This window comes from Achromobacter arsenitoxydans SY8, assembly GCF_000236785.1.
GTDB classification, from domain to species: domain Bacteria; phylum Pseudomonadota; class Gammaproteobacteria; order Burkholderiales; family Burkholderiaceae_B; genus Achromobacter; species Achromobacter arsenitoxydans.
The window spans coordinates 17,021-29,041 of record NZ_AGUF01000075.1; the positions used below are offsets into that span (position 1 = coordinate 17,021).

Sequence of the window (12,021 nt, forward strand, 5' to 3'; positions counted from 1 at the left end):
TGAAAAAACCAAGGAGGCAGCCGGCTATGGCTTACATCAAATTCTGGCGGGTCTGTGTGGTGCTTGCGCTGGCAGCAGCCGGTTTCGAGGCCGCCGCAGACGACCGCGCCGCTCAACTGCTGGAAGCGTCCGCCAACGGCGACGCCGCGCGTGTCCGCGAACTGCTGGCCCAGGGCGCGCCGCTGGAAGCGCGCGATGCGCAGGGCAATACGCCGCTGCTGCGCGCCACCCAGGGCAATCACGCGCAGGCCGCGGGGGCGCTGATCGAGGCTGGGGCTGACGTGAACGCCCAGAACCGCATGCAGGACAGCGCCTATCTGCTGGCGGGCGCGCAAGGTTACCTGGAGATCCTGGAACTGACGCTGCGCCACGGCGCGGATCTGAAAAGCACCAACCGCTACGGCGGCACGGCGCTGATACCCGCATGCGAGCGCGGCCATGTTGAAGTGGTGAAGCGGCTGCTGCAGGCCGGGGTAGATCCGAACCACGTCAACCGGCTGGGTTGGACGGGGTTGCTGGAGGCCATCATCCTGAGCGACGGCGGACCGCGCCATCAGGCCATTGTGGCGCTGCTGATCGAAGGCGGGGCGGATGTGAACCTGGCGGACGGCGACGGCCGCAGTCCCCTGCAGCACGCGCGTCAGCGCGGGCAAACGGAAATCGTCCAGATGCTGGAACGCGCCCGGGCCCGCTGAGCGAACCCGGGCGGTGAAGCAAGCCGGCGCCGCGGAAAGCGGGCCGGCATTGCATCCGCTTAGAACTGGTGGCGGATGCCCACGCCGGCGGCGGTGCTCTTCAGACCGTCGACGAACGCGTAGTCCGTGCCGTACGAGCCATAGGCGTACAGGTTGGTGCGCTTGGACAGGTCGTAGGTGTAGCCGACGCTGTAGACGTTCATGTTCTCGTCGCCGCCCGTCAGCTTGCTGTTGGACGGGTCCACGTGCTGCCACGAGGCGAACAGGCTGCCCGAGGCGCCGACCGGCAGGGTCGCGCCCAGCATGTAGGAATTGGCCTTAAAGCCGTCCACGAAGCGGTTGGTGCCGAATTCGTCGCTGAAGGGCGTGCCGGCGGGCAGGTCCTGGCCCACGAACCAGCCGTCGGTGGTGCGGCCGTAGGCGGCGGCCAGCTTGACCACTTCCAGGTCGTACGACACGCCCAGGGCGTACTGGCGCGGGGTGGCGCCGTTGTCGATGGAGCTGTTGTTGGCGCCGTTCAACTGGTCGTAGGTCAGCGCCACGTTCAGCGGACCCTGCACGTAGCGCAGGCCGGCGGTGATGCCGCGCGTGTTGTCGGCGGTGCGGAAGCCGGTCTGGTCCGCGTTGGTGTCGTCCGCATTGAACGAGTAGCCCACGCCGAATTCAAAGCCGTTCACCGAAGGGGTGCGGTACATGACCATGTTGTCCCAGCGCATGGTGTTGGCCGCGCTGAAACCCAGGCCCAGGTTGGATTGGGTGTAGCTGGTGTAGAAGGGGTCGATGTCGGCCAGATAGTTCGAGCCGATCGTGGCCTGGCGGCCGAATTCCAGCGTGCCCCATGCGTCGTTGGCCAAACCGATGGTGGCCTGGCGGCCGAAGAGGCGGCCCGATTGGCCGCGCTGGCCGTTGGCGGAGTCAAAGCCGCTTTCCAGCTTGAAGACGGCGCGCAGGCCGTCGCCCAGATCTTCGGATCCGCGCAGGCCCCAGCGGGAGCCGGCCTGGATGCCGTTGATCATGCCGAGCTTGGAACCGCTGTATCCATCGCCCTTGATCTTGTTGTAGCCGAGACCGGTGTCGATGACACCATAGAGAGTGACTGACGGTTCTGCCTGGGCAATGCCTGCAAATGAAGCCAGCATTGCGGCGGCGAGCAGCGTCTTTTTCATCCGGGAAACTCCTGGGATATGGGTTGGAAAAAACAAAAGGAACAGCACGCCTAGCATCAACCGGGCGGTGTTCCTTGGGCTGCATTGTAGAACAATGCGTTATTTTCCGTTAACGAGCGTCAATTCCAGCCTATTTCGGTTCATCTTTGGCCGGGAAAACTTCGGACGCCGATGTCGCCCGAAAGCAGGGCTGCCGGCGCGCTCCAATCGGCCGATTGACCGGCGGGCCGCATAGTGGCATCTTGCCCCGAAGCCTGAACTGTGGAGTCGCCCGTGGACTTTCCCAATCCCCTCGTTACCGTTGACGCCGTCCTGCTCACCCTGCGCGACGGCGGCCTGGAGATCGCGCTGCATCAGCGCGACCGCGAGCCCTTCCTGGGCGCCATGGCGCTGCCGGGCGGCGTCGTGCATGCGGACGAGGACACCTCCACCGAGGACAGCATCCGGCGCGTGCTGCGGGACAAGACCGGGTTCGAGCCGCGCTACCTGGAGCAGCTGCAGGTGTTCTCGGGGCAGGACCGCGACCCCCGCCAGTGGTCGCTTTCCGTGGCCTACGTGGCGCTGGTGCCGGCGGCCGAACTGGAAGCGGCCACGCGCGCGGAGTTCCGCTTCGTCAGCGTGGACGCCTTGCCGCCCCTGGCGTTCGACCACGCCGCCATCGTGGGGGCGGCCGTGAAGCGCCTGCGCGGCAAGTCCAGCTATTCCACCTTGCCGTTTTTCCTGCTGCCCGAAAGCTTCACGCTGACCCAACTGCAGCACACCTACGAGGCCATCCTGCAGACCCGGCTGGAGAAATCCAATTTCCGCCGCAAGATGGAGGCCTGGGACGTGCTGGAGGCAACCAGCGACTACGTCGGCGGCGCGCAGCGGCCAGCCCGCCTGTACCGCCTGAAAGACTTCACCCTGTTCGACCGCAGCGTCGCCTGAGCGCCGCTGGCGGATGTGGCGGATTCTCTGATAGTTGCAAAACAACAATAAGAGGGTCTATACTGGCGTCACTTAGTTTTGAAATGCCACTAAGAGACGACCATGTTCACGATCACCGCGCTATCAGCAGGACAACGCCGGACCGACACGCCGGCCGCATTCACTTTCCCGGGCGGCGAATGCCAGGTCACGGTGCCGGCCGGATTGCGGGACGTAGCGGACGCCGCCACCGAATTCCGCATCCACGCCTTGCTGAAGTCGGCGGAGGACGTCATGCGCCTCTTGATGCTGACGGACGCGCTGCGCCGCCTGAACCCGGCCGTGCCGGTGCACCTGGACATGCCCTATGTGCCGTATGCGCGGCAGGACCGCGTGTGCAATCCGGGCGAGGCGCTGGGCGCGGCCGTGTTCTGCAAGCTGATCAACGACCAGCAGTACGCCACCGTGACCATCGTGGAGCCCCACAGCGACGTCACGCCGGCGCTGCTGCAGCGCGTGCGCGTCGTCGACGCCGCGGCCTTCGTGCAAAAGGCGCTGGCCGCGCCGATGTTTGCCCAGGGCGTCACGCTGATGGCGCCGGACGCCGGCGCCCGCAAGCGGGTGCAGGCCCTGGCCCGCAAGCTGGGCGTGACCGAGGTGCGCTACGCGGAGAAAGTGCGCGACCCCCAGACCGGCCGCATCACTGAAACCCGCGTGCCCGACGATATCCCCGCGCAGCCCGTGCTGGTGGTCGACGACATCTGCGACGGCGGCCGCACGTTCCTGGAACTGGCGGCCGCATTGCGCGACAAGACGAACCAGCCGCTGTGCCTGTATGTCACCCACGGCATTTTCAGCAAAGGCCTGGCGGAGCTGAACGCCCGCTATGCCGCCGTATTCACCGCCTATGACTGGACCGCCGCCGAAGGCGCCGGCGCTCCCGTGCTGGTCAACTAAGAAGGAACCCGCCATGAATGCTCCCGACTCCCTGGCCCCCGGCCTCAAGAACGGTCTCAACCCCTTCCTGCAGGCGGACTTCTACAAAACCGGCCACCCCTTCCAGTATCCCGAGGGCACCAACAAGATCCTGGCCAACTTCACGCCGCGTTCGGCCCGGCTGGCGCCGGTGCTGCCAGAACTGTTCGACGACAAGATCGTCTGGTTCGGGCTGCAGGGCTTCATCAAGGAGATCCTGATCGGCCTGTTCGATCGCGAATTCTTCGCCAAGTCCGCGGATGCGGCGGTGCGCCAGTACCAGCGCCGCGTCGACAACGCGCTGGGCAAGGGTGCGGTCACCGTCGACCACTTGCGCGCCCTGCACGAATTGGGCTACCTGCCGCTGGAGATCCGGTCGGTGCCGGAAGGCGCGCGCGTCGACATCCGCGTGCCGCCGGTCACCTTCATCAATACCCGGCCGGAATTCGCCTGGCTGGTGACCTACATCGAGACCCTGTTCAGCTGCGAATCCTGGAAGCCGTCCACGGTGGCGACCATCGCCTTCGAATACCGCAAGCTGCTGACCTACTTCGCGCGGCTGACGGGCAGCCCGATGGAATTCGTGAACTGGCAGGGCCACGACTTCTCCATGCGCGGCATGTCCGGCCTGTACGACGCGCGCAAGTGCGGCGCGGGCCACCTGCTGTCGTTCACCGGCACCGATACCATTCCCGCAATCGACTACCTGGAAGACATCTACGGCGCCGACTCCGACCGCGAGCTGATCGGCGGTTCCGTGCCGGCGACCGAACACTCGGTGATGTGCCTGGGCAGCAAGGAGGGCGAGATCGAAACCATCCGGCGCCTGGTCACGCAGGTCTATCCGTCGGGCATTGTGTCCGTGGTGTCGGACACCTGGGATTTCTGGCAGGTCGTGACGGACTTCGCTGCGGCGCTCAAGTCCGAGATCATGGGCCGCGGGCCGGACGCCTACGGCAACGCCAAGGTCGTGTTCCGGCCGGATTCCGGCGACCCCGTGAAGATCCTGACCGGCTACTTCTGCACCGACGTGCCCGGTGTGCAAGACCACGCCGCCATGGCGCAGGCGCTGGCCGACGGCTTCGAGGCCGTGCGCGACACCGCTACGGGCACGTACTGGCTGCTGGGCGAAGGCGCCCGTGCCGTGGAGACGCTGCGGTCGCAGGAAGTGAAGGGCGCGGTGCAATGCCTGTGGGACACCTTCGGGGGCGCCGAGACCGAACGCGGCTACAAGCTGCTGGACCCGCACGTCGGCTTGATCTACGGCGATTCGATCACCCTGACCCGGGCGCGCGACATCCTGGTGCGTCTGGCCCGCAAGGGTTTTGCGTCGGGCAACGTGGTGCTGGGCATCGGTTCCTACACCTACCAGTACCTGACACGCGACACCTTTGGATGGGCCCTGAAGGCGACCTATGCCGAGGTCAATGGCGAACCGCAGGAGCTGGTGAAGGACCCGGTGACGGACTCCGGCGTGAAGCGGTCGGCCAAGGGCCTGTTGCGGGTGGACGAGACGCCGGCCGGCTATGTGCTGCACGACCAGCAGACGCCCGAACAGGCGGCGGGCGGGGCGCTGGCGCCGGTGTTTCGCGACGGCTGCCTGCTGGCCGAGCAGAGCCTGGCGCAGATTCGCGAACGGCTGCAGGCATCCTGGGTGTGCCCGGAACCCGGCAGCGTCCGCTGGCCGGGCCTGTAAGGGCGGGCCGCCGGTCTTTCCTGCCGACGAAAAAATATGGCGCCCCTGGAGGCGCCATACTTTTCAACCCGGCCAGATCGGCTCAGGCTTTCTTGCGCGCGCGCTTTTCCTCGCGCACGAAGATCGCCACGCCCACGATCACCATCAGCGCCAGCGCATACCAGGTGATGGCGTAGACCAGGTGATTGTTGGGGAAGTTGATGACGGTAAGGCCGCCAACCGGTTCCCGGGCGGGGTTCTTGCCCGGGCTGGACGCCGCATCGGCGTCGATGAAGAAGGGCGCCACGCCGGTCAGGCCGCGCGCGGCCGCAATGGCCGGCAGATCGCGTGAATACCAGAGATTGGAGGCGGGGTCGTTGTTGCGCAGGAAGCCGCTGCCGGGTTCGCCCATGCGCAGCAGTCCGGTGACCTGCCCGGGCGCGGGCGGCTGGGCGATCTGCGCCTGGGCTTTGCGCCATTCCGGCAGCACGAAGCCGCGGTTGACCAGCACCGTGCCGCCGCCGGGCAGTTCCAGGGGCGTCATGACCCAGTAGCCGCTGCCCAGTTCGGTGGCGGCCTGCACCAGCGTCTGCTGGTCGAACTTGTAGGTGCCGGACGCGGATACGTGGCGGTACTCGGCGTTGTCGGACGTCAGCGCCGGCCATTCGCTCGCGGCCGGAACCGGCGTGGCCGGCGCGTGGGCGCGCTGTTCGACTTGCGCGATCAGTGCGCGTTTCCAGGCAAGGCGGTGCACCTGCCAAGTGCCCAGGGCGCAAAGGCCGGCGAAGACGGCGACAGCAAGCAGCCCCAGGATGACCAGGGTTGCCTTGCTGCGCGGATTACGGGAGGTGTCGCGTGAAGTAGAGTCTTTTACTGCTGACATCAGGGCATTTTCCGCATGTCGTGCGTGGACATGGGCATCATGTTGGAGTTCAGGTGATACATGATCCAGATGGATCCGCTGAGCGTGATCACGACCAGCACCAGCGTGAATATTAACGCCAACATATTCCAGCCGCTTTCGGACTTGGTGTCCATGTGCAGGAAGTAGATGATGTGGACCACGATCTGCACCACGGCGAAGGCCAGGATCACCAGGCCGGTGACGCGCGAACTGTCGATCACCCGGTCCATGACCAGCCAGAACGGAATGGCCGTCAGGATGGCCGCCAGCACGAAGCCGGTCAGGTAGCTCTTGAGCGTGCCGTGGGCGGCGCCGTCGTCATCGTCGTGGTGGTCGTGGTGGCCGTGATGCCCGCCGTGCCCGGTGTCGGCCAGATTGTCCATGTGCGAGCTCATGGCAGCACTCCCATCAGATACACGAAGGTGAACACGCCCACCCAGATCAGGTCCAGGAAGTGCCAGAACATCGACAGGCACATCAGGCGGCGGCGATTTTCGGGGATGAGGCCGTGCATGCGCACCTGCAGCATCAGCGTCACCAGCCAGACGATGCCGAAGGTGACGTGCAGCCCGTGCGTGCCGACCAGCGTGAAGAAGGCCGACAGGAAGGCGCTGCGCTGCGGTCCGGCGCCCTGGTGGATCAGGTGCATGAACTCGTACAGTTCCAGCGACAGGAAGCCCAGCCCCAGGATGCCGGTTATGGCAAGCCAGGCCTGCGTGGCGCCGATGCGGTTGCGCCGCATCTCCAGCATGGCGAAGCCGTAGGTGATCGAGGACAGCAACAGCAGCGCCGTGTTCACCGCCACCAGTTGCAGGTCGAACAGGTCGGCGCCGGACGGGCCCGCCGCGAAACTGCGGCCCAGTACGCCATAGACTGCGAACAGGCAGGCGAAGATGAGACAGTCGCTCATCAGGTAGACCCAGAACCCGAGCAGGGTGCCGTTCTTGGGATGGTGTTCGCCGGGGACGTAGAACACCGGTTCGGAGGGCGGCGCGGCGCCGCCAGGCAAGTTTTGGGCGAGGGTATCAGACATGTTGCGCCAACAGCCTTGTACGGGCGTCTTCCGTGGCCACGACCTGTTCGGCCGGGACGTAGTAGTCGCGCTTGTAGTTGAAGGTATGGATGATCGACACCAGGATCAGCGCCGCGAACGACAGCACCGTCAGCGGCCACATGTGCCAGATCAGCGCAAAGCCCATCACGACGCTGATCCCCGCCAGCACGATGCCCGCCCAGGTGTTGCTGGGCATGTGGATCGGAATGAACCCCAGCCGCGGGCGCTCGTAGCCGTGCTGTTTCATCTGCCACCAGGCGTCCAGGTCATGCACGCGCGGCGTGAACGCGAAGTTGTAGGCGGGCGGGGGCGACGACGTGGACCATTCCAGCGTGCGGCCGTCCCAGGGGTCGCCGGTGGTGTCGCGCAGCTGGTCGCGGCGGCGGTAGCTGACCACGAGCTGGATGATGAAGCTGGCGATGCCGCAGGCGATGAGTAGCGCGCCGAAGGCCGCGATCTGGAACCAGATCTGCAGCGACATGTCCTCGAAGTGGTTCACGCGGCGCGTCACGCCCATCAGCCCCAGCACATAGAGCGGCATGAAGGCCACGTAGAAGCCCACCAGCCAGAACCAGAACGAGCACTTGCCCCAGAACGGATCCAGCTTGTAGCCGAAGGCCTTGGGGAACCAGTAGGTGATGCCGGCCATCAGCCCGAACAGCACCCCGCCGATGATCACGTTGTGGAAGTGGGCGATCAGGAAAAGGCTGTTGTGCAGCGCGAAGTCGGCGGGTGGCACCGCCAGCAGCACGCCGGTCATGCCGCCGATCACGAAGGTGACCATGAAGCCGATGGTCCACAACATGGGGATCTCGAAGCGGATGCGCCCGCGGTACATGGTGAACAGCCAGTTGAAGATCTTGGCGCCTGTCGGGATCGAGATGATCATTGTCGTGATCCCGAAGAACGAATTCACGCTGGCCCCGGAGCCCATGGTGAAGAAGTGGTGCAGCCATACCAGGTACGACAGCACCGTGATCACGACCGTCGCGTAGACCATGGACGCGTAGCCGAAGAGGCGCTTGCGGCAGTACGTGGACACCACTTCGGAAAAGATGCCGAAGGCCGGCAGGATGAGGATGTAGACCTCGGGATGGCCCCAGATCCAGATCAGGTTCACGTACATCATGGCGTTGCCGCCGAAGTCCGCGGTGAAGAAGTTGGTGCCCACGTAGCGGTCCATGGACAGCAGCGCCAGCACCGCGGTCAGGACGGGGAAGGCCGCCACGATCAGCACGTTGGTGCACAGCGCGGTCCAGGTGAAGATGGGCATGCGCATCATGGTCATGCCGGGCGCGCGCATCTTCACGATGGTGACCAGCAGGTTGATGCCGGAAAGCAGTGTCCCGACCCCCGCTATCTGCAGGGCCCATATGTAGTAATCCACCCCCACGTCAGGACTGTGCGTGATGCCCGATAAGGGCGGGTAGGCCAGCCAGCCGGTGCGCGCGAATTCGCCCACGAACAGCGACATCATCACGAGGACCACGCCGCCCGTGGTCATCCAGAAACTGAAGTTGTTCAGGAAGGGGAACGCGACGTCGCGCGCGCCGATCTGCAGCGGCACGATGTAGTTCATCAGCCCGGTGACCAGCGGCATGGCCACGAAGAAGATCATGATCACGCCGTGCGCCGTGAAGATCTGGTCGTAGTGGTGCGGCGGCAGGTAGCCAGCGGAGTCGCCGAACGCCACCGCCTGTTGCAGGCGCATCATGATGGCGTCGGCGAAGCCCCGCAGCAGCATCACGATGCCCAGGATGACGTACATGATGCCGATCTTCTTGTGGTCGATGCTGGTGAACCATTCGTGCCACAGGTAGCCCCACTTCCTGTAGTACGTGATGCCGCCCAGCACGACGATGCCGCCGGCCGCCACCATGAAGAACGTGGCCAGCAGGATGGGCTCGTGGAAAGGAATGGCGTCCCAGGTAAGACGGCCGAAGATCAGCTTGGTGAGGTCAGGTTGATCAGGCATCTCGATTCCCGCAAAAAGACCGCGATTTCATGTAGCCCGTGGCGTGCGGCACGGGCAGCCCGTGCTACAGCACCAGCCCTTCGGTGGCCGTGCACATGGCGCCCACGTACTTGCGCGGCGGCGTTTCCGTCAGCCCCAGGCGCTCGCGCAGCTGGGGATCCATGGTCGTGACGTTGCGCGCGCCGGGAATGCCCGCGCCGCCTTGGGCGTCGATGGCCATCGCGACGCGCATGCACATGCGGTTGGGTTCGACGCAGCGGTTGACGATGGCGTCGAACAGGCCGGGCGCGACCGACGCGTAGTGCTGGACGGGATTGCGCTCGCTGGGCTGTTCGAGCTTCAGGTAGGCCTCGCGGCTGAGCGCGGCCGTGGACTTGCGGGCCTGCGCGACCCAGTTGTCGAAGCCCTGCTGGTCCAGGCCATGGAACTTGAAGCGCATGCCGGAAAAACCCGAGCCGCTGTAGTTGGCGGACAGGCCCTCGTATTCGCCGGGGTGGTTGATCACAGCGTGCAGCGTGGTCTGCATGCCGGGCATGGCGTAGATCTGGCCGGCCAGCGCGGGCACGAAGAACGAGTTCATCACCGACGACGAGGTGATCTTGAACTGGATGGGGCGGTCGACGGGCGCGGCCAGTTCGTTCACGGCCGCGACGCCTTGCTCGGGATAGAGGAACAGCCACTTCCAGTCGAGCGCCACCACTTCGACCACCAGCGGTTTGGTGCCCGCGGGCACCTCGCGGCCTTCGGACAGGCGCGCCAGCGGGCGGTAGGGGTCGAGCTGATGGGTGCTGACCCAGGTAAGCGCGCCCAGCGCGATGATGATCAGCAGCGGGGCGGCCCAGATCAGGAGCTCCAGCATGGTGGAGTGGTTCCAGTCGGGGTCGTAGTGCGCGTCCTTGTTGCTGGCGCGGTAGCGCCATGCGAACAGCAGCGTGAGGATGATCACCGGGACGATGATGATGAGCATCAAGCCGGTGGAAATGATGATCAGGTTGCGTTGTTGCACGGCCACGTCGCCTGATGGCGAGAGCAAGACCGCATTGCACCCGGCGAGCAGCGGCAGGGCGGCAAACAGGATCAATCCGCGGAGCCTTGGGAAGGACGACATGGCCATACCCCGAAACGTAACCGTGGGAAGTAAACGAAACACTACGCTGGAAGCCGCGAAAAATCTAGGGTAAAAAGAGCAAAAGTATGCACGGGAACGCGTGCGGGGCAGTCCTGGGCTTTGGGGCTTGCGGCTTCCGGCGTTATGGGCGTACCGTGGCACAGGTGTGTTGCAAGATCGTAGACAAGGCGTATCCAGAACCTTCTTTTGCGAGCGAACCCATGTCGACCACCACGCAATATCCCGGTCGTCCTTCGCCCATCTCCGGGCCCGGGGCAATCAGCGGCGGGGCCAGCCATGCCAAGGTGGCGCCTGGTGAAATCGCGGTGGGCGTGGTGGTGGGACGCGCCTCCGAATACTTCGATTTCTTCGTCTTCGGCATCGCTTGCGTGCTGGTTTTTCCGAAGGTGTTCTTTCCCTTCGAGGAACCGCTGGAAGGCACCCTCTGGGCCTTCGTCATTTTTTCCTTCGCCTTCATCATGCGCCCGATCGGCACCGCCATTTCCATGGCGATCCAGCGGCGGTGGGGGCGCGCGACCAAGCTGACCGTCGCTCTGTTCGTGCTGGGAACGGCCACGGTGGGCATGGCGTTCCTGCCCGGCTATTCCTCCATCGGCATGCACGCCATCATTCTGCTTGCGGTGTTCCGTTGCCTGCAGGGCCTGGCGTTCGGCGGTTCGTGGGACGGCCTGCCGTCGCTGCTGGCGCTGAACGCGCCGCCCAATCGGCGGGGCTGGTATTCGATGATGGGCCAGTTGGGCGCGCCCGTGGGCTTCATGGTCGCCAGCGCGCTGTTCCTGTACCTGCACCTGACGCTGACGCAGAACGATTTCCTGGAGTGGGGCTGGCGCTATCCGTTCTTCGTGGCGTTCGCGATCAACGTGGTGGCGCTGTTCGCGCGGCTGCGCCTGGTGGTCACCGAGGAATACACGCAGCTGCTCGAAGAGGGCGAACTCGAACCCATCGGCATCCGGGAAATCATCAGCCAGCAGGGCTACAACATGTTCATCGGCGCCTTTGCCGCGCTGGCCAGCTATGCGCTGTTCCACCTGGTCACGGTGTTTCCGCTGTCGTGGATCGCGGTCAGCGGCACGCAGCAGATCTCCGATGTACTGATCACGCAGATCATCGGCGCGGTATTGGGCATCCTGGGCACTATCGCGTCGGGCTGGCTGGCCGACCGCATCGGCCGGCGCACGACACTGGGCCTCCTGGCTGTGCTGATCGGCATTTTCGCCGTGGTGTCGCCCTGGCTGATGGGCGGCGGGCCCAAGGCGCAGGACGCGTTCATCCTGATCGGCTTCGCGCTGCTTGGCTTGTCGTACGGCCAGGCGTCGGGTACGGTCACCGCGAATTTCACGCGGCGCTATCGCTATACCGGCGCCGCGCTGACGTCCGACATGGCGTGGCTCATCGGGGCGGCGTTTGCGCCGCTGGTGGCGCTGGGCCTGTCGGCGCGCTTCGGGCTGGTGGCCGTCAGCGTCTACCTGCTGTCCGGCGTGGCGTGCACGCTGTTGGCGCTGCGCATCAACAAGGTGCTCGAAACGCGCGACTGACCCCGCC

At 65.2% G+C, this 12,021-nt stretch carries 11 protein-coding genes; 5 read left to right on the forward strand and 6 right to left on the reverse strand.

Annotation, left to right across the window (positions count from 1 at the left end):
• Positions 1 to 26 precede the first annotated feature (26 nt).
• Positions 27 to 695, forward strand: a complete 669-nt coding sequence (locus KYC_RS23610; protein ID WP_008167197.1) for an ankyrin repeat domain-containing protein — start codon at positions 27 to 29, stop codon at positions 693 to 695.
• A gap of 59 nt (positions 696 to 754) precedes the next feature.
• Here the strand turns inward: KYC_RS23610 and KYC_RS23615 are convergent, their stop codons facing one another.
• Positions 755 to 1,861: a porin gene (locus KYC_RS23615; RefSeq protein WP_008167199.1), complete on the reverse strand. Its 1,107-nt coding sequence runs from the start codon at positions 1,859 to 1,861 to the stop codon at positions 755 to 757.
• A gap of 273 nt (positions 1,862 to 2,134) precedes the next feature.
• Between KYC_RS23615 and KYC_RS23620 the strand changes: the two genes are divergently transcribed.
• From KYC_RS23620 to KYC_RS23630, 3 genes are all read left to right on the forward strand, one after another.
• On the forward strand, positions 2,135 to 2,788 hold the full coding sequence (locus tag KYC_RS23620; protein WP_008167201.1) for an NUDIX hydrolase: 654 nt from the start codon (positions 2,135 to 2,137) through the stop codon (positions 2,786 to 2,788).
• Positions 2,789 to 2,890: 102 nt separating this feature from the next.
• Positions 2,891 to 3,724, forward strand: coding sequence for a ribose-phosphate diphosphokinase (prs, locus tag KYC_RS23625; protein WP_008167202.1), 834 nt, complete (start codon positions 2,891 to 2,893; stop codon positions 3,722 to 3,724).
• A 13-nt stretch (positions 3,725 to 3,737) separates the two neighbouring features.
• A complete protein-coding gene (locus KYC_RS23630) occupies positions 3,738 to 5,438 on the forward strand; it encodes a nicotinate phosphoribosyltransferase (protein ID WP_008167205.1) in 1,701 nt (566 codons plus the stop codon).
• Positions 5,439 to 5,520: 82 nt separating this feature from the next.
• Here KYC_RS23630 and KYC_RS23635 read toward each other — a convergent pair whose 3' ends face one another.
• The 5 genes from KYC_RS23635 to cyoA all read right to left on the reverse strand — a co-directional run bounded on the left by KYC_RS23635 (position 5,521) and on the right by cyoA (position 10,458).
• Positions 5,521 to 6,300, reverse strand: a complete 780-nt coding sequence (locus tag KYC_RS23635) for an SURF1 family protein (protein ID WP_008167207.1) — start codon at positions 6,298 to 6,300, stop codon at positions 5,521 to 5,523.
• A complete protein-coding gene (gene cyoD, locus KYC_RS23640) occupies positions 6,300 to 6,716 on the reverse strand; it encodes a cytochrome o ubiquinol oxidase subunit IV (protein WP_008167208.1) in 417 nt (138 codons plus the stop codon). Before cyoD ends, KYC_RS23635 begins: the two co-directional genes overlap by 1 nt.
• Positions 6,713 to 7,354 (reverse strand): cytochrome o ubiquinol oxidase subunit III, encoded by a 642-nt coding sequence (gene cyoC, locus KYC_RS23645; RefSeq protein ID WP_043519147.1) that lies wholly within the window; start codon positions 7,352 to 7,354, stop codon positions 6,713 to 6,715. The genes cyoD and cyoC overlap by 4 nt, the downstream gene beginning before the upstream one ends.
• Positions 7,347 to 9,350, reverse strand: coding sequence for a cytochrome o ubiquinol oxidase subunit I (gene cyoB, locus KYC_RS23650; protein ID WP_008167212.1), 2,004 nt, complete (start codon positions 9,348 to 9,350; stop codon positions 7,347 to 7,349). Before cyoB ends, cyoC begins: the two co-directional genes overlap by 8 nt.
• A 64-nt stretch (positions 9,351 to 9,414) precedes the next feature.
• Positions 9,415 to 10,458 (reverse strand): ubiquinol oxidase subunit II, encoded by a 1,044-nt coding sequence (gene cyoA, locus KYC_RS23655; RefSeq protein WP_043519167.1) that lies wholly within the window; start codon positions 10,456 to 10,458, stop codon positions 9,415 to 9,417.
• A 221-nt stretch (positions 10,459 to 10,679) separates the two neighbouring features.
• Between cyoA and KYC_RS23660 the strand changes: the two genes are divergently transcribed.
• Entirely contained in the window at positions 10,680 to 12,014 is a 1,335-nt protein-coding gene (locus KYC_RS23660) for an MFS transporter (RefSeq protein WP_008167215.1), read from the forward strand.
• Positions 12,015 to 12,021: the final 7 nt, after the last annotated feature.

Coding starts and splice junctions, on each gene's coding strand:
- KYC_RS23660 (WP_008167215.1), top strand. CDS start 10,680: ATGTCGACCACCACGCAATATCCCGGTCGTCCTTCGCCCATCTCCGGG.
- cyoD (WP_008167208.1), bottom strand. CDS start 6,716: ATGAGCTCGCACATGGACAATCTGGCCGACACCGGGCACGGCGGGCAT.
- KYC_RS23615 (WP_008167199.1), bottom strand. CDS start 1,861: ATGAAAAAGACGCTGCTCGCCGCCGCAATGCTGGCTTCATTTGCAGGC.
- cyoA (WP_043519167.1), bottom strand. CDS start 10,458: ATGTCGTCCTTCCCAAGGCTCCGCGGATTGATCCTGTTTGCCGCCCTG.
- KYC_RS23610 (WP_008167197.1), top strand. CDS start 27: ATGGCTTACATCAAATTCTGGCGGGTCTGTGTGGTGCTTGCGCTGGCA.
- KYC_RS23630 (WP_008167205.1), top strand. CDS start 3,738: ATGAATGCTCCCGACTCCCTGGCCCCCGGCCTCAAGAACGGTCTCAAC.
- cyoC (WP_043519147.1), bottom strand. CDS start 7,354: ATGTCTGATACCCTCGCCCAAAACTTGCCTGGCGGCGCCGCGCCGCCC.
- cyoB (WP_008167212.1), bottom strand. CDS start 9,350: ATGCCTGATCAACCTGACCTCACCAAGCTGATCTTCGGCCGTCTTACC.
- prs (WP_008167202.1), top strand. CDS start 2,891: ATGTTCACGATCACCGCGCTATCAGCAGGACAACGCCGGACCGACACG.
- KYC_RS23635 (WP_008167207.1), bottom strand. CDS start 6,300: ATGTCAGCAGTAAAAGACTCTACTTCACGCGACACCTCCCGTAATCCG.